This window comes from Zhongshania guokunii, from assembly GCF_040892635.1.
Classification (GTDB): Bacteria; Pseudomonadota; Gammaproteobacteria; order Pseudomonadales; family Spongiibacteraceae; genus Spongiibacter; species Spongiibacter guokunii.
Genome location: NZ_JBFRYA010000020.1, coordinates 42,025 through 67,261 on the forward strand (window position 1 = coordinate 42,025; position 25,237 = coordinate 67,261).

The window sequence follows — 25,237 nt, forward strand, 5'->3', positions numbered from 1 at the left end:
AATATTACTAAGCGCGGCAGCTTTGTGAATCTTGCTTGCTAGTTGTTGGTATACTGCCGCGCAATATGCCTGCCTATGAAGCTGGCTGGGGCCACGGTCTGCCGTGTTTGCAAACCCTTAGAGAAATTGACACCATGAATTTGAACCAAGATATTCAGCAAATTAACAATAAAATTGATTTGTTTCGTCGCAAATTAGAAACTGCCAAGCTGCGTGACGATCAAAAGTCGGTCCTGCATTTCAAGAAAGAGTTGAGCACCCTCAATCGGAAAATTGCGAGCATCAAAGGCATGCAAACTGCACAAAACAGCAGTAAGGCCGACGCTTTAAAAGAATTGGGCTTTCACCGAGCTTTGACTAAAGCCGAGCAGGCGGATATGGGGAAATTTAAAAAGACGGTCAGAGGTTTGGTGGTAGTGCATCCGCTTACCGCGCTAGGCCGCGAAATGGGGATTAGCGCAGTGACTGGCTACGCGCCAGCGAAGTTTTAATTTCTATGCGCTCTCACTCCTAAATAATCGCTTTGGACGAGGCCTTTTGATACAGGGGGATTACCTCCGCCTGGCGATATGGCGATAATAATACACCTGCTATCGTATTTAAGGCGATGCAAGGTGGCCGCTGCTTAGTCACGCCAGTGTCTAAAATATTGGTTTTTGCCGGTAATTCTTTTTAACCCCGATTTAGCTCCTACCTAGAACACCTGTTTAAGCCCGGGTTTGTAACAAAATGTCTTTTTTTTTGTTGCCTATCGACATGGTTCCCGTCGCTGCTTTTACGACAGAATAGGCCTCGATTTTTTCGGCGTGCGCAGGGTTTGCTGCGATTAGGCGAAAACCAGCGAGTCATTATGGTGGAGTATATGGAAAGAGATTGTTTTACCGAGGAGCAGAGTCAATTTCGCGATGCCTATCGGCGCTTTTTAGACAAAGAAGTGGCGCCTTTTCGTGAAGAATGGCGCAAGGCGGGTATTGTTCCTCGTGAAATATTCAAGAAAATGGGTGAGCAAGGTTATTTGCTCACTTGGGCTGCTGAGGAGTTTGGCGGCCTTGAAATCAATGATTTTCGCTACCAGCAAATTATGATTGAAGAGGATGGCCGCAATGGCGAAGTGGGGCTTTTCCACACCTTGCACAGTCGCCTCGTCGCACCATATTTAAAACATTTTGGAAGTCCCGAGCAGCAGCAGCGCTTTATACCGAGCTGTGTTAGTGGCGATAGTATTCTCGCCATTGCGATGACTGAACCCGATGCGGGCAGTGACTTAGCGGGTATGAAGTCGCGGGCCGAAGACAAAGGTGACCACTGGCTGTTAAACGGTTCTAAAGTGTATATCTCCAATGGCATTTTGGCCGATGTGGTGATTGTCGCGGCCAAGACTAACCCTGAGAGGCCTCGGGAAATGACCTTGTTTCTGGTTGAGGCTGGCATGGATGGTTTTGAGCGTGGCCGCAATTTAGATAAGCTGGGTTTGAAAGCGCAGGATACCGCCGAGTTGTTCTTTACCGATGTCAAAATCCCCAAGGCAAACGTGTTGGGTGAAGTCGGTCGGGGTATGCACCATCTAATGCAAGGCCTGGCCGAAGAGCGCTTGATCACGGCCTGTATCTCCTTGGCCGCCGCTCAAAGTGCCTTCGATTTGACTAAAGCCTTTGTTGAGGAGCGCAAAGCCTTTGGGAAGTTCTTGTCTGAACAGCAAAACACTCGTTTTAAAATGGCCGGTATGCGTACCGAGATTGACGTGGCGCAGGCTTTTATTGATCAGTGTGTGGCGCAACATAATGTTGGGCGTTTAACAGCAGATTCCGCATCTAAGGCTAAACTGTATTGTTCCGAAGTAGAGGGCCGCATGGTTGATGAGGGTGTTCAGCTCCACGGCGGCGCGGGTTATATGCAGGAATATGAAATTTGTAATCTGTATGCCAATGCACGAATCAGTCGGATTTTGGCTGGGACCTCTGAAATCATGAAAGAAATCATAGCGCGGTCAGTTTTTGACAAGCGTTAATCACTAATTATTTACGTTCACTAAAGCAGGAGAAAACTCATGGATATTAAAGGTAAAGTTGCAATTGTTACTGGTGGTGCTTCTGGGCTAGGTGAAGGAACCGTCCGTGCCTATGTAGCTAAAGGTGGAAAGGTTGCTATTTTTGATATGAACGCCGACCGCGGTAATGCCATTGTCGCCGAGTTGGGTGCAGACAATGTTAGCTTCCACAATGTAAACGTGGCTGACGAAGCCTCTGTGGCGACCGCGATTGCTGAAGTGATGGCGAATTTTGGCGCCATTCATATCTGCAATAACTATGCAGGCATCGGTAATGCCGTTAAAACTTTGAGCAAAAATGGCGCATTCCCCTTAGACGCCTATAAAAACGTGATTAACGTTAATTTGATCGGCACGTTTAACGTGGCTCGCCTTGCGGCTGAGCAAATGGCTAAGAACGAGCCTTACGACGGCGCTAATGCCCGTGGTGTTATCATCAATACCGCTTCCGTAGCTGCCTACGAAGGTCAGGTTGGTCAGGTTGCCTACAGCGCGTCTAAAGGCGGCGTGGTTGGTATGACTCTGCCAATGGCGCGGGATTTGGCGTCTTACGGTATTCGCGTAAACACAATTGTACCTGGTCTGATTCACACGCCTCTGTTCGATACTCTGCCAGAAGCGGCTTACAAATCACTGGAAAACAGCGTTGTTAACCCTCAGCGTCTGGGTCGTCCTGACGAAATTGCACATTTGTCGGTCATGATTGCCGAAAACGAGTACATGAATGGCGAATCCATCCGTTTAGATGGCGCAATTCGCATGCAGCCTCGTTAATTTAGCTGACTTGGCATTTGCTGGCACTGCGCCTTTGCTGCAGTGTCGCATCCAATCAATGTGAATCTATATTGATACGTGTCGGTAGTGCTTTGCTACAAAATTTCCCTAGGCCTGAGTAACGAATGGAGAATAATGATGAGCGATGAAGTATTAGTCAGTGTTGAAGATGGCGTGATGATTGTGACCATCAACCGTCCGAAAGCAAAGAATGCAGTCAATCTTGCTGTTGCCCAAGGCATCGCTGCGGCAATGGAAGAGCTGGATAGTAACGATTCGATTCGCGCGGCAATTATTACCGGAGCCGACAACACTTTTTGCGCAGGTATGGATTTAAAAGCGTTTGTAAGTGGTGAAACCCCAGTAGTAAAAGGGCGCGGTTTTGCTGGCTTGTGCGAGAAGGGCCCCAAGAAGCCACTTATCGCTGCCGTTGAAGGCTTTGCCCTGGCTGGCGGTTTTGAAATTGCAATTAGCTGCGACTTGGTTGTTGTTGCCGATAATGCCAAATTTGGTATTCCCGAAGCTAAGCGTGGCTTGGCGGCGGCGGCTGGTGGTTTGATGCGTTTACCTCGTCAAATTCCATCGCGTATTGCTATGGAAATGGCCTTAACCGGTGACTTTATCACCGCTCAGCGCGCCTATGAGTTGGGTCTGGTCAATCGTGTGGTTGAGGCTGGTGGTGCTCTTGAAGGCGCTAAAGCTTTTGCGCGCAGCATTGCAGCCAACGGTCCAATGGCAGTAATTGCGAGTAAGCAGGTGGTGATTGATTCGCAGGATTGGCAGCAAGACGAAATGTTTGCCAATCAAGGCAAGATAGTTAACCCAGTATTTACCAGTAAAGATGCTATTGAAGGCGCCACTGCCTTTGCAGAAAAGCGCGCACCCAACTGGAAAGGTTGTTAATCGCCCGCAGGGCATTAGACGAGGATAGGAATATGAAAGAAGCATGGATTATTGATGCCTGCCGCACGCCTCGCGGTATTGGTAAAGCGGGTAAGGGCGCATTAGCCGGTATTCACCCCCAGCAATTGGGTGCCACGGTACTTAAGGCCTTAGCTGAGCGGAATAATTTAAACACTGCCGATGTCGATGACATTATCTGGGGTACTAGTGCCCAACGCGGTCGGCAAAGTGGTGACCTAGGACGAATGGCGGCACTGGATGCAGGTTACGACGTGCGCTCTAGTGCAGTTACCTTAGACCGTTTCTGTGGGTCAGGTATCACCGTGGTTAATTTGGCGGCCGCAAATATCATGTCTGGTATGGAAGATGTGGTCATTGCCGGTGGCACCGAGATGATGTCTACCTACGCGGAAGATGGCAAAAACCAGTCACCCTTTATGGATGCCGGTAATACCCGCTTGCGTGAAAGTCACCCGCAGCCACATCAGGGTATTTGTGCGGATGCTATTGCGACCTTGGAAGGCATCTCCCGCGAAGATTTGGATCAATTGGCAGTTACTAGCCAGCAGCGCGCTGCGCATGCGATTGCCAATGGCCATTTCGATAAGAGCTTGGTGCCGGTTTACCATGAAGACGGTACGCTCGCGCTAGACAAAGAAGAGTTTCCGCGTCCGGGCACGACCTTAGAAGGTCTGTCTCAGTTAAAGGCTGCGTTTTCTGAATTGGCTTATTACCCTTTGGATGAACAGGGTACGACTTACGCCGGTTTGGTTAATAAGGTTTATCCGGACCTTAAGATCAGTCACGTACATCACGGCGGTAACTCCTCTGGTGTGGTTGATGGCGCGGCAGCCCTTTTGCTGACTTCACCTGAATATGCAAAAGCCCACGGTTTAAAGCCTCGCGCTAAAATCGTCGCTATGGCCAATATGGGTGATTCACCAACCTTGATGCTCAACGCACCTGTACCAGCAACCTTGAAAGTGCTGAAAAAAGCGGGTTTGACCATCGACGATATCGATCTTTTCGAAATCAACGAAGCCTTTGCCGTGGTTGCGGAGAAGTATATTCGCGACCTGAAATTGGATCGCGATAAGGTCAATGTAAACGGTGGAGCAATGGCCTTGGGTCACCCCATTGGTGCAACTGGCGCCATCCTTATCGGTACCTTGTTGGATGAGCTTGAGCGTCGTGGATTAAAGCGTGGCTTGGTTACCATGTGCGCTGCCGGCGGCATGGCGCCAGCCATTATCATCGAACGCATCTAGGTGGTATTAAGGTGAGGGTTGGCCAATGAGGACGCGTATTACCGATATGCTGGGGATTAAATACCCCATTATTCAAGGCGGTATGCAGTGGGTTGGGCGCGCCGAGTTGGCCTCGGCGGTGTCGAATGCCGGTGGTTTAGGTATATTGACCGCGCTGACCCAGCCAACGCCAGAGGACTTGTATCAGGAGATTTTGCGCTGTCGTGAAATGACCGATCAGCCCTTTGGCGTTAACCTGACTATTTTGCCAACAATAAACCCCGTGCCCTATATGGAATATGCGGAGGCGACGATTCGCGGCGGCGTTAAAGTGGTGGAAACCGCTGGCCGCAGTCCTGAAGCGTTTATGCCGCTATTTAAGGCCAATGGGGTTCGGGTTATTCATAAATGCACCTCAGTCCGTCACGCCCTTAAGGCGGAGCGAATTGGCTGTGATGCGGTGAGTGTAGACGGCTTTGAATGTGCTGGTCATCCCGGCGAAGACGATGTCACCAATATGATTTTGCTGCCCGCTGCTGCGGCCAAACTGAGTATTCCTATGATCGCCTCCGGCGGTATTGGCGATGCCTTGGGTTTGGTGGCGGCGTTGGCGCTGGGCGCTGAGGGCATCAATATGGGCACGCGTTTTGTTGCTACCAAGGAAGCGCCGGTACATGACAATGTGAAGCGCGCCATGGTAGCTGCAGACGAGCGGCAAACTACCTTGATTTTCCGCAGTTTGAACAATACCGCGCGGGTTTTTCGCAATAGTATTGCCGAGCAAGTAACGGAAATAGAAGGTCGCGACGGTAAAACCGACTTTGCCGACCTGCAGTCACTGGTTGCCGGCGCCCGAGGGCGAGTGAATGTATTGGAGCAGGGCGATACCGAGGACGGTATTTGGACTGCTGGCATGGTCATAGGCTTAATCAATGACATTCCCAGTTGTCAGGAATTGCTAGACCGCATGGTTAGCGAAGCTCAAGCAATCATTCGTCAGCGTTTGGTGGGTTTTTGCAGTGATGACTAGTGTATTTGTATTATTTGACTAGCTTTATTTAGCGAGCTTGAAGCCCTGCTGTTTCGATAGTTCGAGACGCAGGGCTTTTTTATTGCCCTTACACGTCGTGATTTTGGCAGTGAGACGCATTTGTGAGCGAATAAACCCATTTGAATCCGCCCAGACCATAGCCTTAGCGGCCCAGCTTGACTAAAATGCACTCCTTTCGGCTTGGAATTTAACAGTTTCCGTGCCAGTCCCAGTATTGTCGGGTTTTTAGCGCCCGAGATATTGCCTGATGTTTTAAAGGAGCAATAGTGGATTCGGTCAAAGTAGGAATATGTGGTTTAGGGACCGTGGGCAGCGGTACGTTTGCGGTATTGAAGCGCAATGCAGCAGAAATCTCCGCTCGGGTTGGCGCCGACATCGTGGTGGCGCAAATCGGTTCGCGTCGCGATAATCCCAAGTGCGACACCGGTGACGTGGCGATTAACCGCGACGTGTTTGCCGTGGCTGAAAACCCCGAAATCGATATTCTGGTTGAATTGATTGGCGGCACCACCGTTGCCAAAGAATTGGTTTTAAAAGCCATTGCCAATGGCAAGCATGTGGTTACCGCCAATAAAGCGCTGATCGCTGAGCATGGCAATGAGATCTTCGCCGCCGCAGCAGAGAAGGGCGTGACCGTGGCCTTTGAAGCTGCCGTCGCTGGTGGTATCCCCATCATTAAGGCCCTGCGTGAAGGCTTGGCCGGCAATAAAATTCAGTGGCTGGCCGGCATTATCAACGGCACCGGTAACTTTATTCTTTCTGAAATGCGTGAGAAGGGTCGCGACTTTGCCGATGTGTTGGCAGAAGCGCAGGAGCTGGGCTATGCCGAAGCGGATCCTACGTTTGACGTGGAGGGCATCGACGCTGCGCATAAGCTGGTTATCCTTGCCTCTTTAGCCTTCGGTATTCCATTACAGTTCGACAAGGTCTTCACCGAAGGCATTAGCCGTATTGCTCAAGAAGACGTGATCTATGCTGAAGAGCTTGGCTATCGCATCAAACACTTGGGTATTGCCCGTGACACGAGCGAAGGCATCGAGCTGCGGGTTCACCCGACCTTAATCCCTGAAAAGCGTCTGATCGCCAATGTAAACGGCGTTATGAACGCGGTGTTAGTGCAGTCAGATGCCGTTGGCCCTAGCCTGTATTACGGCGCTGGCGCCGGTGGTGAGCCGACCGCTTCTGCGGTGGTCGCAGACATTATCGATGTGGCGCGCACTTTAAGTTCTTCGCAAAGCAGCCGCGTACCGTATTTGTCATTCAAAACTGAGTCACTGAGCGCTCACCCGATACTGCCCATCGACGCCGTAGAAACCGCTTACTATCTGCGCATGGCGGCAGTGGACAAGCCCGGTGTACTGTCTAAAGTAGCGCAGATCCTCAGCGACGGCGGCATCAGCATTGAAGCCCTGATTCAGAAAGAACCCGCTGACGGCGCGAACTTGGTGCCGATGATTATCCTGACCAACCGCACCATCGAAGCCAAACTGTCGGCTGCAGTAAGCCAGATCGAAGGCTTGGAAAGCATTGTGGGTGAAGTGACTCGGATAAGAGTGGAGTCATTGGCGGGTTAAGGCCGCTTTACGCGGCACGGGAGACGGGAAACGCCAGTGCGGCTTTTGCGTCTCCCGTCTCCCATCAAGCGTTTAACTACTATAATTTAACGAACATTGAGAGCTAAAAGCACGTGAAATACATCAGCACCCGCGGCAAAGCGCCCGCCCTGAATTTTGAAGACGTTCTGCTCACTGGCCTCGCGCCAGACGGCGGTTTGTATGTGCCCGAGTCTTTGCCCAAGTACAGCAAAGCGCAGATTGCGTCGTGGGCGTCCTTGTCGTATACCGATTTAGCCTTTCAAATTATTCAGCCCTTTGTCGGCGGTTGCATTCCCGATGACGATTTAAAAGCGATCATTGACGATACCTATGTGGATTTTCGCCATCCTGCGATTGCGCCGCTGGTGCAGTTAGATCGCAACGAGTGGGTGTTGGAATTATTCCAAGGACCGACCTTGGCCTTTAAAGATTTTGCTCTGCAAATGTTGGGTCGCCTGCTCGATTACGTGCTTGAGCGTCGTCAGCAGAAAGTGGTCATTATGGGCGCGACCTCGGGCGATACTGGCTCGGCTGCGATCCAAGGCTGCAAGCGTTGCAGCAATATCGATATTTTTATTCTGCACCCTTATCAGCGGGTATCAGAAGTGCAGCGCCGCCAGATGACTACCGTGGTGGGCGAGAACATCCACAATATTGCGGTGCGCGGTCACTTCGATCACTGCCAAGCCATGGTTAAGGCCAGCTTTGCTGATCAGAGCTTCCTGCCTGAAGGTCGTCAGCTCGTTGCCGTTAACTCGATTAACTGGGCGCGGATTATGGCCCAGATCGTTTACTATTTTTATGCCGCCTACGCCGTCGGCGCGCCAGAGCGTTCGGTGAGCTTCTCGGTGCCTACCGGTAATTTCGGCGATATCTACGCCGGTTATTTGGCAAAGTGCATGGGTCTGCCAATTGAGCAGTTGGTGGTAGCGACGAACCAGAATGATATTCTGCATCGCTTTATTAGTGGCAATAAATTTGAAAAGCACGAGCTGCAGCACACCTTGTCGCCGAGCATGGACATTGTGGTATCGAGCAATTTCGAGCGGATGTTATTCGACTGCTATGATCGCGATGGTGCTGCCATTGACGATTTAATGACGCGCATGAACACCGAGACAGTTTCGATTCCAGATGCCGCTTTCGCTAAAGTGCGCGGCCTGTTCGACAGCTACGGCGTTAACGACGAAGAAACCGTGGCCATGATTGCTTCGGTTTACGAGAATAATGAGTATCTGCTCGATCCTCATTCAGCGATTGGTGTTAAGGCTGCCCGCGAATGCCGTCGCGATACCGCCACGCCAATGATCACCTTGGCCACTGCGCATCCAGCTAAATTCCCCGAAGCGGTGATGAAGGCGGGCTACCCCACAGCGCCAGCGCTACCCCATCACATGAGCGATCTCTTCGATTTGGACGAGCGCTATGAGGTCGTCGACAATAAGTTGGAAGACGTGCACGCAATGATTGCCGCGAATATTCGCGCATGATCTGTTCCTCGATTACGTGAGCGATTTTCCCAAGATAATCCTTCGTGAACCCGCCGCCGCAGAATTTTCTGCGGCAGTGCCGACCCTTCTGCAAAGACTCTACGCCAGCCGTGGCTTGTCTCGCGATGCTGATCTGGAGTCTGGCTTAGAACATTTACCCAAGCCAGAAATGAAAGGCATGAGTGATGCTTGCACCTTGCTCGCCAATGCTTTGGAAAAGCAACATCGCTTGTTGATTGTTGGCGATTTTGACTGCGACGGCGCCACCAGTACTAGCCTTGCAGTCTTGGGTTTAAGGGCCTTGGGCGCGGTGGATGTCGACTACCTTGTGCCCAATCGTTTCGAATATGGCTACGGCCTCACGCCTGAAATTGTCGCAGTAGCGGCGGAGCGCCAGCCAGATTTAATCATTACCGTGGATAACGGTATCTCCAGTATCGACGGTGTTGCCGCGGCGGCTAAGCTGGGCATTCCAGTACTGGTTACTGATCACCATTTGCCCGGTGATTCACTGCCCCACGCGGCCGCGATTGTGAATCCCAATCAGCACGGCTGCCCCTTTGCTGGTAAATCCTTGGCTGGGGTAGGGGTGATGTTTTATGTGCTGCTGGCATTGCGTAGTGAATTGCAGCAGCGGGGCTGGTTTAGCGCCGAACGGGCAAAGCCTAACTTGGCCGAGTTTCTTGATTTGGTGGCCCTTGGCACTGTGGCCGATGTGGTGCCGCTGGAGCAGCTAAACCGCATTCTTGTTGAGCAGGGTTTGCGCCGTATTCGCGCGGGTCGCTGTCGGCCTGGTATTCAGGCCTTATTGCGGGTTGCGGGTAAAGAGTCGGGGCGTTTGGTCGCCTCAGACATGGGCTTTGCGATTGGCCCGCGCTTAAACGCGGCGGGTCGCCTAGATGATATGAGTTTGGGTATTCGCTGCTTGCTCACTGAAGATGCCGATACCGCGCTGAGTCTGGCCGCCGAGCTAGACGACTTAAACCGCGAGCGTCGCTCGATAGAGCAAAGCATGAAAGACGACGCGATGCGGGTGCTAGCGCATTTGCAGCTAGACCCCACAGCGGTGCCAAACGGGATATGTCTTTACGATCCCACATGGCACCAAGGCGTAGTGGGTATTCTTGCTTCACGAATTAAAGACCGTTACCACCGGCCAGTCATCGCCTTTGCCGACGCGGATGGAGATGAAATAAAAGGCTCGGCGCGTTCCATTGCTGGCCTGCATATGCGCGATGCGCTGGATTTAATCGCCAAGCGCCATCCGGGCTTGCTCAATAAATTTGGTGGCCACGCCATGGCGGCGGGCATGAGTTTGGCCAAGGCTGATTACAGCCGTTTTGCTGAGGCCTTTGACGCGATTGTGGCGGAGCTAACCAGCCCAGAGCAATTGACTGCTGCGGTATACAGTGACGGCGAATTAACTGCGCAGGACTTGTCTTTAGAGCGCGCAGAATTACTGCGCGGTGCTGGCCCGTGGGGACAGAACTTTCCTGAGCCGCTGTTTCACGGCCGGTTTCGTCTGATGCAGCAGCGTATTGTTGGTGCGCGGCATCTGAAAATGGTGTTGGCGCCAGAGCAGGGCGGTGAACAAATTTTTGATGCCATCGCCTTTAATATTGATACCGATGTGTGGCCGAGTCCCGATACGGAATACGTCGAGCTAGTGTATAAGCTCGACAGCAATCTGTTTCGCGAGCGCCTGTCTTTGCAGCTTATGGTCGAACATCTGCGCCCCTTGTGAGTAATTGCCCCCACGATGCTTTGCGGGAGCTGGCTCATCAGGTAAAATGCCGCCCTTTCCACGTGATACCGGATAATCTTCAATGTTAGAAGTCAACGCCATACGTCAGTCCCTTAAAAGCATGAGCGAAAGAACCGACGTGCTTCGGGGGTATCTTTGACTACGCTAACAAGAAAGAGCGCTTATTTGAGGTAGAGCTGGAACTGGGCGACCCGAAAGTATGGGACGACGCCAAGCGCGCCCAAGAGCTGGGGCGCGAGCGCGCCGCGCTCGAAGCGGTAGTGGCGACCATAGATGAATTAGATAGCGGCGTGTCCGATTGCAAAGAGCTTTTGGACATGGCGGTTGAAGAGGGTGACGAAGACACCATCAGCGGTATGCAGGTCGATGTCGACCGCTTGGAAGCCTCCTTAGGTGCCCTTGAATTCCGCCGCATGTTCTCTGGCGAGATGGACCCTAACAATTGCTATCTGGATATTCAGTCTGGCTCTGGCGGCACCGAGGCGCAGGACTGGGCCAATATGGTCTTGCGCATGTATTTGCGCTGGGCGGAAGCCAAGGGCTTCAAAGCTGAATTGGTGGAACTGTCAGACGGTGAAGTGGCGGGCATTAAAAGCGCGACTATTCATATTCAAGGCGAATATGCCTTCGGTTGGCTGCGCACCGAGACAGGTGTGCATCGCCTAGTACGGAAATCGCCTTTCGATTCGGGAAATCGCCGTCACACCTCGTTCTGTTCGGTCTTTATCTCGCCAGAGATTGATGACGATATCGAAATTGATATCAACCCATCTGACGTGCGTACCGATACCTATCGGGCCAGCGGCGCCGGTGGTCAGCACATTAACAAAACCGACTCGGCGGTGCGTTTAACCCACGTGCCGACGAATATTGTGGTGCAGTGCCAAAACCAGCGCTCGCAACATCAAAACCGTGACAGCGCGTGGAAAATGCTAAAAGCAAAACTCTACGAACTGGAAATGCAAAAGCGTAATAGCGCCGCGCAAGAGCTAGAAGACAGCAAATCGGATATCGGCTGGGGCAGCCAAATTCGCTCCTACGTATTAGATGATCAGCGTATTAAAGATCTCCGTACCAATGTGCAAACCAGTAATTGCAATGCGGTGCTAGATGGTGATTTGGATCAGTTTATTGAAGCAAGTTTGAAGTTCGGCCTGTAAAGGCCGGTCGGGTGTCGGAAGTCTGACGTCTGACGAGTAGTTCGCACAAGTGTTAAGTATGGCGCTGAGATCGGCGCCTAGTTTTTAAATACAAATAAGCAGCGCGCTGCTTTTAATACGTCCGACGTCAGACCTCCGACGCCCGACCCAGGAACTTAAAATGTCTGAGAATCACAACGAAGTAGAACAGGTCCAAGAAGAGAATCGCTTAATCGCCGAGCGTCGCGCCAAGTTGAGCGCGATTCGCGAAAAACGCAATGCCTTCCCTAATCACTTTCGTCGTGAAGACTACGCTCAGCGTTTGCAAGATGAATTGGGTGCTAAAGACAAAGAAGAGCTTGAGGCCCTTGGGCGTCAGGCGAGTATCGCTGGCCGCATTATGGCCAAACGTGGGCCGTTTATGGTGCTGCAAGATATGAGCGGCCGTATTCAGGTTTATGTCGATAAAAAGCAGTTTCCCCAAGAACTGGCTGACGAGATTAAAACTTGGGACATTGGTGATATTATTTCTGCCACTGGCCCAGTGCACAAGTCGGGCAAAGGCGATCTGTATGTGAACATGACCGAGACGTCGCTGCTGACCAAATCTTTGCGACCACTGCCGGATAAATTTCACGGACTGACCGATCAGGAAATTCGCTACCGTCAGCGCTATGTCGATTTGATCATGAACGAATCCTCGCGTCGCACTTTCGCGATTCGCTCAAAAATGATCAGCTCTATCCGTAATTTCTTGCAGCAAAAAGATTTTGTAGAAGTTGAAACCCCAATGATGCAGGTCATTCCGGGCGGAGCCAGCGCACGGCCATTTGTGACGCACCACAATGCCCTGAGTATGGATATGTATTTGCGTATCGCGCCTGAGTTATACCTGAAGCGTTTGGTTGTTGGCGGTATTGAACGGGTGTTTGAAATTAACCGTAACTTCCGCAACGAAGGGCTTTCTACTCGGCACAATCCAGAATTCACCATGATTGAATTCTACCAAGCCTATGCCGATTACAAAGACATGATGGACTTGACCGAAGCCATGCTGCGCAATACCGCGCAGGAAGTTTTGGGCACCACGGTTATTAATTATCAAGGCAGCGAATACGATTTCGGTAAGCCATTTACCCGCTTGTCAGTGTTTGATTCTGTGCTGCAATACAACCCTGAGATCACTGCTGAACAGCTCAGTGATATGGCCCAGGCCACTGCGATTGCCGAAAAACTTGGTGTTAAAGTTAAAGATACTTGGGGCCTGGGTAAAATCCAGATCGAAATTTTTGAAGAGACTGTTGAGCACAAGCTTGATCAGCCGACCTTCATTACCGAATACCCCACGGAAGTTTCGCCACTGGCGCGCCGTAGCGACGGTAACCCCTTCGTGACCGACCGCTTTGAGTTCTTTGTCGGCGGTCGAGAACTGGCTAACGGCTTCTCCGAGCTTAATGACCCAGAAGATCAGGCTGAGCGCTTTATGGCACAAGTTGCCGAGAAAGACGGCGGCGACGACGAAGCCATGCACTACGACGCCGACTACATCGCTGCGCTGGAATACGGCCTACCACCAACAGCGGGTGAAGGGATTGGTATTGACCGTTTGGTAATGTTGTTCACTGACTCTCCGTCGATTCGCGATGTGTTGTTGTTTCCGCATATGCGGCCTGAGTGACGGGAGAGGCTTGACGGGAGGGAACGCTTGACGGGAGACGGGAGACGCTAAGAAAAGACGCCGCAACGAGTGCCTGCGTTAGCAGGTATTCAAGTGAGCGCAGCGAATGCCCCAGCGTCTCCCATCTCCCGTCCAGCATAAAGCTTCTCACCTCCAGCGTAAAACCCGCCTAGACAGCCACTTACGCAACTATGCTATAGTGGCCTCCACGTTTTATCGTCCTTGGGGAATGTGGTAATGAGTATCGAAAACGTCGATTTATTTGACGGCCTGATGCCGGAAGAGATCCAAATTTTGCGCGACACCAGTGTGTTGCGGGACTTCGCCAAAAACACGGTGTTAATTCACGAGGGCGATGTTGCAGACTCCTTGTATGTAGTGGAATCAGGACGCGTTAAAGTGTATTGCAGCGATAAAAGCGGCAAAGACTTTGTGCTGAATATCCTTGAAGATGGCGACTATTTTGGCGAATTAGCCCTGTTGGATGACGACAAGCGCTCGGCCTCGGTACGCGCGATGGAAGCCACCAAGGTACGTATTGTTTATAAAGAAGATTTTAAAGCTATTCTGGATATGCATCCAAATATCACCCGTATTCTCAATAAAAACTTAACCCGCCGTATTCGTAAGCTCACCAACGATGTGAAAAGTTTGGCCCTGCAAGACGTGTATGGCCGCGTAGTTAAAGTGCTAACAAATCTGGCTCAGCCTGCCGGTGAAGACGGCAGTATGCGCATTGAAGAAAAACTCACTCAGCAAGAGATTGCGGATCGGGTTGGGTCATCGCGGGAAATGGTAGCGCGTATTCTTAAAGACCTCACTATTGGCGAGTACATCGATGTTGATGGTCGCCACATTGTTATTAAACGCAAACTCCCCGAAAGCTATTAAAATAATTTTCTGCTGTTATACGGCGCGCCTTGATAGGCGCGTCGTTATTTTTACCACTGGTAGCTAAGGCCAAACGCTACTGAGTATCCTCCGAATGTTTCTTTAGCATCGCTCCCTAATGGCAGCTGAGTATTTGTGTACTCGGTCTCAACTGTCGGTATGTAAGTGTATGCGAGCGACGAAGTCCAATGCGGGCTATATTTATGCTTTATGCCTGCCGTTATATTCCAATCGGTGATGAGGTTGTTCAGTGGGGATTCATAACCATGTTTTACTAAATTTCCGACATGATTAATGCCGCCACTAATTTGTGTTCGGTCATTGATTTGGTATTGAGCGCCGACGGATGTCGAAAATTGGTCGTGACCGCCAAAATCACCTTTAATTGTTATATTGCTAGGTGCGCCGTTCGTTTGCGGGTTTGATAACTGGGTGGTGACCTCGCCAAGAGCTTGGCTCCAGCGATACCAATTAAGGTCGCTACCGATGCTGAGCTGCGGCGTGATGTGCCATGCAAATCCAATCCCCAGCTCACTGGGTAGCGACAAGCCATCAATTTGTGCAAAATTATATTTTACACGACCAAGCCCCATAGCTTCGAAATTTACCATAGCGTTGCCATCGTCGAGAACCAGCTCAGTTGCAGAGCCATAGGCCAGACCAATAGTGACTGTGTTGCTGAGATCATATTGAACACCCGCCCGCCACGCGTAGCTCACGCCGCTTAAATCGCTAATGTCTAAACCGGCAAAACCGCTGCTGGCGTCGGAGGTGTTAGGGAATAACTCTTGTTCAGCTTTGGAATAATTGATTGAAGCGCTAAGCCCGATGCGTAAGCGCTCTGTTAGTTTCCATGCGATTGCTGGTGCAATTCGGAAAACACCAAAGGTGGCGCTAATATCGTCTTTGTTGCCAAACACAGTATTTAAATCTTGATATCCGAAACCTACGCCACCCTGGGCGAAAACACCCAAGCCCGCTGTGATGTCAGGGTGGCTTTTGATTGGCGATATCCACGCGCCACTTATGAGTAATGGGCGGTCATTATTTGTACGTTGATCGTTACCGAGTGAGTCGGCATGGCGGACGAGCGGCATTGCAAGGGGTTCAAGTATGAAGGTGAGCTCTGACTTTTTTGATTTCGCAATCCCTGCCGTGTTGTTGTTTATACTAAGCGGGTCACTAGAAAACCCCATATCGGTGCTGGCCATTGAGATAGAATCATAACCAAAACTTAGCGGCAGTATGCCTATTCCCGCCCAGCTTTGAATAGGTAAGGTCGCGGCAAGTAAGACCATAACGCGACAGCGTATATTGTGCGTAATGTGGCTTTTCAGTGGTGCGCGCAAGGGAATTCCTTTTTTTATAATGTACCAATTGGTATATTTTGCGATAATATACTGGGTGGTATGTTGTTGCAATGATTTACCTGCGTAATAAGCTTGGGTATAAAGTCTGTGCAAATAATGAATTAGAGATAGTGAGATGGCAGCAGGTGAGGCGGGTGGCAAGCGCGAACGAACGCGGGCAATGATATTGCTGTGCAGTGCGCAGCAATTTGCAAAGCATGGTTATAACGGCGTGAGTATGGATTTGTTGGCAAAAGCAGCAAAGCTAACCAAAGGTGCTTTGTATGATCACTTTAATGGTAAAGACGACGTTTACGTACAAAGCACTTCCACGTATTTAGAGGCTGCGTTGAATAAAATAAAACCAGTGTCTGAAGAAAATGAGCTGAGTACCGAAGAGGCCTTGTTTTCTTATTTAGGGAAGTTCCTCGATTTGATTCAGGGTGATTTGGTCTTGCGGGGTTTAATGCTGAGGCTGGTAACGGAATCGACGAGCAAGACGGTTCAAGAAATTGCGCGCAAAGCGCTCACTGAACCCTTTAATTATGCGGTCGATTTACTTGCTAGCTGTCGTCCAGAGCTCGACGCTCAAGAATACGTGTATTCCTTTTACTGCAATGCGATCTTGCGGGAAGACTTAAAAAATATCATGGGCGTGCTCAGTCCAAGTAAATCATCACACTCCACTGTTAGTGCTGTGTTAAGTCATTTCCGTAAGACCTTGGCATAGGCGCTATTTACTAACGATAAGCGCCGAGGTGCCGTTGGCGAATTTTGCATTTAGTTGGTCGCCATTGTTCAGGGTGTCGGCGTCGCGGACGATACCACCACTTTGATCGCTAATAATGGCATAGCCCCGATTTAAAGTTTGCTCGGGGCCCAAGGCTCTGAGTTGTTGCTCTATGTTTTTTAAGGCAATTCGCGGTTGTTGCAGTCGCAGTTTTATGGCGTGTTGCATTCTGTCGCGCAGGCCGTTGAGTTCTTTGTGCTTGGCTTTTAGCTGGCGTTCTGGGTTGAGCAGGGCGAGCTGCTGATTGGCGGCATTGAGACGCTGCTGGCGACGGCGCTGGCTTTGCTGCCACTGGCGTTGCAGGCGCAGCTCTAGATCGTCTAGGCGCTGGCTTTGCTCGCGGAGCTGGCTGCGCGGGTCGCGAACTCGGCGGCTTAAAGACAGTACCTGCTCCTGCCAGCGTCGCAGCCGCAATTGCTGGGCTTTGGCGAGTCGGCCTTTGAGTAAATGGAGCTTAGATACTAGCTCAGCTTGGTCTGGGCTGAGCAGCTCGGCCGCCGCAGACGGGGTGGCGGCGCGAATATCGGCAACAAAGTCGCTAATGCTGAAATCGACTTCGTGGCCTACGGCGCTAATTACTGGGAGTTCAGAGTCGTGAATGGCGGCGGCGACAATGTGTTCATTAAACGGCCACAAATCTTCTAATGAGCCACCGCCGCGGGAAACCAGAATCACGTCAAAGTCTTGCTGCTTGGTGCGCGCCCAGTGGTTGGCTTGGGCAATGGCATTGGCGATTTCCCTCGCAGCATTATTCCCTTGCACTAACACCGGCAATACACTGATCTGCATAGCGGGCCAGCGGCGTTTAAACACCGATAAAATATCGTGAATCGCTGCGCCGGTTGGCGAGGTGACCACCGCAACGTGTTTGATAATTGTTGGTAGCGGCTTTTTGTGTTCGGGGTCGAACCAGCCTGCGGCCAGCAGTTCCTGTTTGAGCTTTTCAAAGGCCAAGGCCAGCGCACCAGCGCCGGCGGGCTGCATGCTGTCGACAATAAGCTGGTAGTCGCCGCGGCCTTCGTAAAGGCTGACCTTGCCGCGCACGCTAACTTGCAGACCTGGTTCGGGGGTAAAGTTTACCCGCATATTCTTACCCTTAAAGAAGGCGCAGCGGATTTGGGCGCGGTCGTCTTTTAGGGTGAAATACCAGTGGCCGGAGCTGGGGCGCGACAAAGTTGACAGTTCGCCGGTAACATTGACCTGTGCAAAGCAGTCTTCGAGTAATTGTTTGGCCAAGCCGTTTAATTGGCTGACAGTAAGGGATTGTGGCGTTTCTTGTGTAGTCATGGCGCTATTGTAGCAAGATATAGGGGTTTGTTCGCCAAGAATCGGTTTACTAAGCGCCGCCCATCGCTTAAAATTGCGAGGATTCTAGCCACCGGCATTGGAATCTATTTATGCTACGTATTGCCCAAGAAGCACTCACCTTTGATGATGTTCTTCTGCTCCCAGGTTACTCCGAGGTTACCGCCAAAGACGTTAGCCTAAAAACTCAGCTGACTCGTAATATCTCGCTGAATATTCCCCTTGTGTCCGCCGCAATGGATACCGTCACTGAAAGCGCGCTGGCTATTGCCCTCGCTCAGGAAGGCGGTATTGGCATCATTCACAAGAGCATGACCATTGCCCAGCAAGCCCAAGAAGTGCGCGCGGTTAAAAAGCACGAGAGCGGTATTGTTAAAGATCCAATCACCATTGAAGCGAGTGCACCACTTAGCGAGTTGTTTGAGCTACGTCGTCGCCATAAAATCTCCGGCGTTCCAGTACTGGATAAAGGCGAGCTAGTCGGTATTGTTACTAGCCGCGATGTGCGCTTCCAAGAAGAATTAAACGTTCCTGTTTCTAGCATGATGACCCCGAAAGAAAAACTGGTCACGGTTAAAGAGGGCGTGGATATGGTGGTAGCCAGAGAGCTACTGCACCGTCACCGTATTGAAAAAGTCTTAGTGGTCAATGACGATTTTAAATTGACTGGCATGATCACCGTTAAAGACATGAACAACGCCCAGACTTACCCTCATGCCTGTAAAGACAGTCAGGGCCAGTTGCGGGTTGGTGCATCGGTTGGCACTAGTGCAGATACCGATGATCGCGTTGCCGCATTGGTTGCCGCTGGAGTAGATGTATTGGTGGTTGACACTGCGCACGGTCATTCCATGAATGTATTAAATCGCGTGCGCTGGATTAAAGAGAACTACCCTCAGGTTGACGTGATCGGTGGCAATATTGCGACTGGCGCAGCGGCTTTGGCGCTACTCGAAGCTGGCGCCGACGCGGTAAAAGTCGGTATTGGTCCAGGTTCCATTTGTACTACGCGTATTGTAACTGGCGTGGGTGTTCCGCAAATTAGCGCTATTGCTAATGTTGCTGCCGCCCTTAAAGGCACCGGCGTACCGCTCATCGCCGATGGCGGTATTCGCTTTTCTGGTGATTTGTCTAAGGCCGTTGTTGCCGGTGCAAACTGCATTATGATGGGCTCGATGTTTGCGGGTACCGAAGAAGCGCCAGGCGAGGTCGAGCTATTCCAAGGCCGTACCTACAAATCCTATCGCGGTATGGGTTCGTTGGGTGCTATGACTAAAACCCAGGGTTCTAGCGATCGCTATTTCCAAAGTGCTGATGACGGTGCGGAGAAGCTCGTACCCGAGGGCATTGAAGGCCGTGTTGCCTACAAAGGCCCGCTGGCCGCGATTGTCCACCAGTTAATGGGCGGCTTGCGCTCAGCAATGGGTTATACCGGCAGCCTCGACATTGAAGCCATGCGTAACAATCCAGAGTTTGTAAGGGTGACCTCGGCGGGTATGAATGAAAGCCATGTGCACGACGTGAGCATCACCAAAGAAGCGCCTAATTACCCCACCTAGGGGCAGTGGTCGTTATTTTTTTAATTAACAAACCCGCTACCGCAGCGGGTTTGCTGTTTTATTTATGTTCACATTTGCCGTGAACCTTGTTGAGAGAATTGCCGTGTCAATCCCAGATATCCACGCCCACCGTATTTTGATTCTAGATTTTGGCTCTCAGTACACCCAGCTGATTGCGCGGCGTATTCGTGAAATTGGCGTGTACTGCGAAATTCGCGCCTTTGATATCAGCGATGACGATATTAAGGAATTCAAACCCTCAGGCTTTATCTTGGCGGGTGGGCCAGAGTCGGTAACGGAAGCAGGTTCGCCACGAGCGCCACAATTGGTGTTCGAATTGGGTGTGCCGGTATTGGGTATTTGCTACGGCATGCAGACCATGGCAGAGCAAATGGGCGGCAAGGTAGAAGGCTCGCCAGTTCATGAATTTGGCTACGCGCAGATCAAACTGGAAACCGCTGGCGCACTAACCGCAGACATTGCTGACCATATCGACAGTAAAGACGGCAAGACGTTACTTGATGTGTGGATGAGCCATGGCGACAAGGTTATTCGCCTGCCAGAAGGGTTTGAGGTTTTGGCCTCTACGCCATCGTGCCCAATTGCGGCAATGCAGTGCGAGGCCAAGAAGTTCTATGGTGTGCAGTTCCACCCAGAAGTGACTCACACGTTACAAGGTCAGCGCATATTCGAACATTTTGTACTGAAACTGTGTGGCTGCGAAGCACTGTGGACACCCGCCAATATTGTTGAAGACGCCATTGCCAAGGTGCGCGCCCAAGTCGGCGATCAAAAAGTATTGCTGGGTCTTTCCGGTGGTGTAGACAGTTCAGTAGTGGCAGCCTTATTGCACAAGGCCATTGGCACCCAGCTTACCTGCGTGTTTGTTGATAACGGCCTGCTTCGTAAAAACGAAGGTGATCAGGTGATGGAAATGTTCGCCAAAAACATGGGCGTGAAAGTTATTCGCGTCGATGCCGAAGAGGCGTTTCTAAGCAAGCTGGCCGGCGAAGCCGACCCAGAGAAAAAACGTAAATCCATCGGCAATACTTTTATCGAAATTTTCGATCAAGAAGCCACCAAGCTCAAAGACGTTAACTTCCTTGCCCAGGGCACAATTTACCCTGACGTGATTGAATCTGCCGCCTCAAAAACCGGCAAAGCCCACGTCATAAAATCGCACCATAATGTCGGCGGCCTGCCAGACGATATGGCCATGGACTTGGTAGAACCACTGCGTGAACTCTTTAAAGACGAAGTGCGCCGCATCGGTTTAGAGCTAGGCCTACCTTACGACATGGTCTATCGCCATCCTTTCCCTGGCCCAGGTTTGGGTGTACGTATTTTGGGTGAAGTGAAAAAAGACTACGCCGATATTCTTCGCGAAGCTGACGCCATATTCTTAGAAGAACTGCACCGCGCCGACTGGTACCACAAAACCAGCCAAGCCTTTGCCGTATTCCTGCCGGTGAAATCAGTTGGTGTAGTAGGGGATGCGCGCCGCTATGAATACGTTATTGCATTGCGCGCTGTAGAGACTATCGACTTCATGACCGCGCGCTGGGCGCACCTGCCTTACGAGCTGCTAGAGACAGTTTCAAATCGTATTATCAACGAGATAAAGCAAGTTTCACGCGTAGCCTACGATGTCAGCAGCAAGCCGCCAGCCACCATTGAATGGGAGTAACTTAAGCTCAGACTAGGAGATAAAAAAAGCGGCGCTCTACGCGCCGCTTAGTCGATGTCAGGCAGTAATTACTTGCGCCTGTGATGGATTACATATCGAAGCGATCGAGCTTCATCACTTTGCCCCATGCCGCCACAAAGTCATTAACGAACTGTTTCTCGCCATCTGCGGAAGCATAGGCTTCGGTCAGTGCGCGCAGCTCGGCGTTTGATCCGAAAATCAGATCTACCGGTGTCGCAGTCCACTTCGCTTTATTGGTGGCGCGATCACGCCCCTCATAAACTCCGTCTGACGTTGATGACTTTGTCCAAACAGTAGACATATCGAGCAGGTTCTCAAAAAAGTTGTTGTTCAGGGTACCTGGTTTGGTGGTCAATACGCCAAGCTTGCTTTGCCCTGTGTTGGCATCGAGGGCACGCATACCGCCAAGTAGGGCAGTCATTTCTGGCACTGTAAGTGTCAGCAAATCGGCTTTTTCCACCAGCATTTCTGTTGGTGAACCGTAGGCATCGTCAGTGTAATAGTTACGGAATGCGTCTGCCTTTGGCTCCAATACGGCAAAGGATTCAACATCGGTCTGGGTTTGAGATGCATCGCTACGACCAGGGGCGAAGGGGACTTCAATATTGTGTCCCGCTTTCTTTGCAGCCTGTTCAATGGCTGCTGCGCCGCCGAGCACAATCACATCTGCCAGGGAGACTTTTTTGCCGCCAGACAGTGATTTGTTAAAGTCTTTTTGGACTTTAGTCAGGGTTTTTAACACCTTGGCTAACTCCTTGGGGTCGTTAGCGGCCCAGGTATTTTGAGGTGCCAGCTGAATGCGCGCGCCGTTGGCACCGCCGCGATGATCAGAGTCTCGGTAGACAGACGCTGATGCCCAGGCAGTCCTGACCAGTTGCGGGATCGTCAATCCAGATTTCAGGATTTTTACCTTGAGTTTGCTGGTATCCTTGGCATCTATCAGTGTGTAGTCGACTGCTGGAATGGGGTCTTGCCAGATAAATTCTTCGCTCGGTACTTCACTGCCAACATAGCGAGAGCGTGGCCCCATATCGCGATGTGTTAGCTTAAACCAGGCGCGAGCGTAGGCGTCATCGAACTCTTTTGGATTAGCTAGGAAATGCTCGATTATTTTGCGGAATCCCGGATCTTTTTTTAGCGCCATATCGGTTGTAAACATAATCGGCGCGCTGCGTTTACCTGGTATATGCGCATCCTGAACCATATTGGCAGCGCTTGCATCCGTGGGTGTCCATTGGGTGGCCCCAGCGGGACTCTTCGTTTTTTGCCACTCAAAACTCATTAGATTGCTGAGGTAGAGAATGGACCACCTTGTGGGAGTGGCTGTCCAAGCGCCCTCCAATCCGCTGGTCATGGTGTCTTCGGCATTGCCTTTACCACATTTATTTTTCCAGCCGAAACCTTGATCTTCGATCGCTGCAGCAGCTGGTGCGGCACCAACGCATTCACCTTTTTTGGCGCCGTGAGCCTTACCTAGGGTGTGTCCACCGGCAACCAATGCGACAATCTCCTCGTCATTCATGGCCATTCGGCCAAACGACAAACGCATATCTTGAGCAGCGGAAAGAGGGTCATGGTTGGCGTTGGGGCCTTCTGGATTGACATAGATCAAGCCCATTTGTACTGCGGCAAGGGGTTTTTCTAACTTGCCATCTTTGTAACGCTTATCATTGGCCAACCATTTGGTTTCTGCGCCCCAGTAAACATGATCTGCTTCCCAGTCATCAACGCGACCACCGGCGAAACCGAGGGTTTTGAAACCCATTGATTCCAACGAGACATTACCTGCCAAGATCATAAGATCGCCCCAAGAAACATTGCGGCCGTACTTTTGCTTGACCGGTTCTAGTAAACGGCGGGCTTTATCTAGGCTGACATTGTCTGGCCAGCTGTTTAGTGGCTCAAAGCGTTGCTGAGCACCCTCTGCACCACCACGGCCATCTGCCGTGCGATAGGTGCCAGCGGCGTGCCATGCCATACGAATCATCAGGCCGCCGTAGTGTCCCCAGTCGGCAGGCCACCAGTCTTGCGAGGTTTTAAGGGTCTTTTCAATGTCTTGTTTAAGCGCGTTGATGTCGACGCTTTTGAACGCCTCTGCGTAGTTGAAGTCTTCGCCGTAGGGATTGGATTTGGCGTCGTGAGCGCGCAGTTGGTCGAGATTGAGCTTGTCTGGCCACCAAAATTGATTGGATGGTGACACCACGTCTGCCGCTGCCGCGTTTAGCGAGACAAGCAGAGTCAGACCTGCCGCGGCGCCAGTAAATAAGGATGTTGGTTTCATTATTGTGCCCTCCAGAGCGTACATCGATAATGCACAAATATAGTGCATCATCGCGCGGGAGGTAATTGCAAAAATTAGAAGATAACGTTCAGTTTTATGAGTGCTTTAATCTTGCCGTTTTGTCGCAGGCTAAGGCGCTTTTGCACACTGCTATTAAGGCTTCAATACTCGACATGCGGGTGTAATTGGGGCGTAACACAAAGGCAATACGCCGGTGTGGTCCAGGGTCGCTTAGGTGTACTGCGGCGAGTTCTTCGTTTTGGGCAATGAGTTGCTCAATTGCCATTTCTGGGATGAGTGTGGTGCCAAGCTTCCCAATGACCATCTGTACAAGAGTGTTCAAGCTAGTTGCGCCAAAGCCTTGGTTGGCCGCCTGCTCAGGTAATTTACAGGCTTCAAGAATATGGTCTTTTAGGCAGTGCCCATCTTTAAGAAGCATAAGCTCGCAGTGATTTAAGGTTTTACTATGAATGGCTTCTTGCTGGGTGAGGGGGTTGTCTTTTGGTGCGACCCAATAAAAGTCTTCTTGCCAAAACTCCATACTCAGCAAACCTTCTACTGGGTAGGGCAAGGCCAGGATTGCTGCATCTAAATCGCCACGGCGCACCATCTCGACCAACACATGCGACTGCTCCTCAACAATATTGAGTTTGGTCTGGGGGTGCAGCTCGTTTAATACAGGTAATACCTTGGGCAATAAAAACGGACAGATCGTGGGTATAACGCCGATAGTAAGGGGGAAGCTTAGCGGCAATCGCTGGGAGTCGGCTAAGTGTTCCAGGTCGTCTACGTGCAACATAATCGTTCGGGCTTTATCTAGTACCTGCTTGCCGACAGGGGTTATAAGCACTTTTTTGTTGTCGCGTTCAAAAATTTGCAGCCCAAGCTGCTTTTCTAGCTCGTGTAGGGCGGTACTTAAGGCGGACTGGCTAATATTGCTAATCTCAGCAGCCTGTTTGAAATGAAGGGTTTTTTCTACCGCTAAGGCATAATTTAACTGTTTGATGGAGATCATTATTGTGTGGCCCAGTTTGTTATTCTGTTTTTTAGAATGTTAATCTAAAAATTTGCAGATTTACAGTAGGTCGGCTCAGAGTAAAATTCGCTAGGCTTGCTAATTGATGAGGAGGTTATTGGTGCGGTACTCATCGTCACGGACTCAGGCCCACTTCCGATGAAATCATTCCGAAGTTAATTTGGAATCCAATGTTGCAGTCGTTGAATAATGTCTAAAGGCTGGTATAACAGAGGAATAGCATTTTCTCTGGGCGCTAATTTTGTATGGGTATAGTAATTTGATATTAATCATGAAAACTGAATTTGAAAATCTGCAGCAGAATGATGCACATTCTTATGCTGTGGATACTAATTCTGATAAACAGGTTCTTAAAATCTATTGCGGTGAAGTGTTGATCGCCAAAAAGATCAAACAGAAAAAATCCATTCGCTACTTTGGGGTTCGGGATTACCAGAAGTACCTGCACTCAGTTTAATCGTTTTTATAAGTCCAGTATCGAGCGGCCTTTAGGCCGCTGCCATCGCATAGTGAATAGCCCCCAAAACTTTAGACCACTCCGTTATTCAATTTGAAACGGTCTTCATACTGCCTTGGTGACAGCAATCCGTTTGTACCATGCTTGCGTGTCGAGTTGTAAAACATTTCGA

20 protein-coding genes are annotated in these 25,237 nt (G+C 50.8%); 16 read left to right on the plus strand and 4 right to left on the minus strand.

What is annotated here, in order from left to right; genetic code table 11:
- Positions 1-65 precede the first annotated feature (65 nt).
- The 12 genes from AB4876_RS17300 to AB4876_RS17355 all read left to right on the plus strand — a co-directional run bounded on the left by AB4876_RS17300 (position 66) and on the right by AB4876_RS17355 (position 14,580).
- Positions 66-491, plus strand: coding sequence for a YibL family ribosome-associated protein (locus AB4876_RS17300; RefSeq protein ID WP_368382991.1), 426 nt, complete (start codon positions 66-68; stop codon positions 489-491).
- A gap of 371 nt (positions 492-862) precedes the next feature.
- The gene (locus tag AB4876_RS17305) at positions 863-2,008 is read left to right on the plus strand and encodes an acyl-CoA dehydrogenase family protein (protein WP_368382992.1); all 1,146 of its coding nucleotides are present in this window, start codon (positions 863-865) and stop codon (positions 2,006-2,008) included.
- Between the two features lie 39 nt (positions 2,009-2,047).
- Positions 2,048-2,821 (plus strand): SDR family NAD(P)-dependent oxidoreductase, encoded by a 774-nt coding sequence (locus tag AB4876_RS17310; RefSeq protein ID WP_368382993.1) that lies wholly within the window; start codon positions 2,048-2,050, stop codon positions 2,819-2,821.
- A 138-nt stretch (positions 2,822-2,959) separates the two neighbouring features.
- Positions 2,960-3,724, plus strand: a complete 765-nt coding sequence (locus AB4876_RS17315) for a crotonase/enoyl-CoA hydratase family protein (protein ID WP_368382994.1) — start codon at positions 2,960-2,962, stop codon at positions 3,722-3,724.
- Positions 3,725-3,756: 32 nt separating this feature from the next.
- Entirely contained in the window at positions 3,757-4,992 is a 1,236-nt protein-coding gene (locus tag AB4876_RS17320) for an acetyl-CoA C-acetyltransferase (RefSeq protein ID WP_368382995.1), read from the plus strand.
- 25 nt (positions 4,993-5,017) lie between these two features.
- Positions 5,018-6,001 carry an NAD(P)H-dependent flavin oxidoreductase gene (locus tag AB4876_RS17325; protein ID WP_368382996.1) on the plus strand — a complete coding sequence of 328 codons (984 nt, stop codon included), beginning with the start codon at positions 5,018-5,020 and terminating at the stop codon, positions 5,999-6,001.
- Between the two features lie 287 nt (positions 6,002-6,288).
- Complete coding sequence (locus AB4876_RS17330) at positions 6,289-7,596, plus strand: homoserine dehydrogenase (RefSeq protein WP_301029543.1); 1,308 nt, start codon at positions 6,289-6,291, stop codon at positions 7,594-7,596.
- Between the two features lie 113 nt (positions 7,597-7,709).
- On the plus strand, positions 7,710-9,107 hold the full coding sequence (gene thrC, locus AB4876_RS17335) for a threonine synthase (RefSeq protein ID WP_368382997.1): 1,398 nt from the start codon (positions 7,710-7,712) through the stop codon (positions 9,105-9,107).
- Between the two features lie 16 nt (positions 9,108-9,123).
- A complete protein-coding gene (recJ, locus tag AB4876_RS17340) occupies positions 9,124-10,851 on the plus strand; it encodes a single-stranded-DNA-specific exonuclease RecJ (RefSeq protein ID WP_368382998.1) in 1,728 nt (575 codons plus the stop codon).
- Between the two features lie 82 nt (positions 10,852-10,933).
- Positions 10,934-12,032, plus strand: a protein-coding gene (gene prfB, locus AB4876_RS17345; protein ID WP_143829386.1) for a peptide chain release factor 2 whose coding sequence is annotated in 2 segments (ribosomal slippage) — positions 10,934-11,008 and positions 11,010-12,032 — 1,098 coding nt in all. Because the reading frame shifts where the segments join, the coding sequence is not laid out codon by codon here.
- A gap of 160 nt (positions 12,033-12,192) precedes the next feature.
- Positions 12,193-13,689 carry a lysine--tRNA ligase gene (lysS, locus tag AB4876_RS17350; RefSeq protein ID WP_368382999.1) on the plus strand — a complete coding sequence of 499 codons (1,497 nt, stop codon included), beginning with the start codon at positions 12,193-12,195 and terminating at the stop codon, positions 13,687-13,689.
- Between the two features lie 237 nt (positions 13,690-13,926).
- Positions 13,927-14,580 carry a Crp/Fnr family transcriptional regulator gene (locus tag AB4876_RS17355; protein WP_368383000.1) on the plus strand — a complete coding sequence of 218 codons (654 nt, stop codon included), beginning with the start codon at positions 13,927-13,929 and terminating at the stop codon, positions 14,578-14,580.
- Between the two features lie 50 nt (positions 14,581-14,630).
- Here the strand turns inward: AB4876_RS17355 and AB4876_RS17360 are convergent, their stop codons facing one another.
- Positions 14,631-15,929, minus strand: coding sequence for an OmpP1/FadL family transporter (locus tag AB4876_RS17360; RefSeq protein ID WP_368383001.1), 1,299 nt, complete (start codon positions 15,927-15,929; stop codon positions 14,631-14,633).
- A gap of 136 nt (positions 15,930-16,065) precedes the next feature.
- On the opposite strand from AB4876_RS17360, the gene AB4876_RS17365 reads away from it, so the two are divergent.
- Positions 16,066-16,659, plus strand: a complete 594-nt coding sequence (locus AB4876_RS17365; RefSeq protein ID WP_368383002.1) for a TetR/AcrR family transcriptional regulator — start codon at positions 16,066-16,068, stop codon at positions 16,657-16,659.
- Positions 16,660-16,662: 3 nt separating this feature from the next.
- On the opposite strand, the gene xseA is transcribed toward AB4876_RS17365, so the two are convergent.
- Positions 16,663-18,006, minus strand: coding sequence for an exodeoxyribonuclease VII large subunit (xseA, locus tag AB4876_RS17370; RefSeq protein ID WP_368383003.1), 1,344 nt, complete (start codon positions 18,004-18,006; stop codon positions 16,663-16,665).
- Between the two features lie 110 nt (positions 18,007-18,116).
- On the opposite strand from xseA, the gene guaB reads away from it, so the two are divergent.
- Positions 18,117-19,583: an IMP dehydrogenase gene (guaB, locus tag AB4876_RS17375; protein ID WP_008249766.1), complete on the plus strand. Its 1,467-nt coding sequence runs from the start codon at positions 18,117-18,119 to the stop codon at positions 19,581-19,583.
- Positions 19,584-19,647: 64 nt separating this feature from the next.
- Positions 19,648-21,270 carry a glutamine-hydrolyzing GMP synthase gene (gene guaA, locus AB4876_RS17380; protein WP_368383004.1) on the plus strand — a complete coding sequence of 541 codons (1,623 nt, stop codon included), beginning with the start codon at positions 19,648-19,650 and terminating at the stop codon, positions 21,268-21,270.
- Between the two features lie 88 nt (positions 21,271-21,358).
- Here guaA and katG read toward each other — a convergent pair whose 3' ends face one another.
- Positions 21,359-23,572 (minus strand): catalase/peroxidase HPI, encoded by a 2,214-nt coding sequence (gene katG / locus AB4876_RS17385; protein ID WP_368383005.1) that lies wholly within the window; start codon positions 23,570-23,572, stop codon positions 21,359-21,361.
- A gap of 94 nt (positions 23,573-23,666) precedes the next feature.
- Positions 23,667-24,587, minus strand: a complete 921-nt coding sequence (locus AB4876_RS17390) for a hydrogen peroxide-inducible genes activator (RefSeq protein WP_368383006.1) — start codon at positions 24,585-24,587, stop codon at positions 23,667-23,669.
- 292 nt (positions 24,588-24,879) lie between these two features.
- Here AB4876_RS17390 and AB4876_RS17395 point away from each other — a divergent pair, with 292 nt between their 5' ends.
- Positions 24,880-25,065: a hypothetical protein gene (locus tag AB4876_RS17395; protein ID WP_368383007.1), complete on the plus strand. Its 186-nt coding sequence runs from the start codon at positions 24,880-24,882 to the stop codon at positions 25,063-25,065.
- Positions 25,066-25,237: the final 172 nt, after the last annotated feature.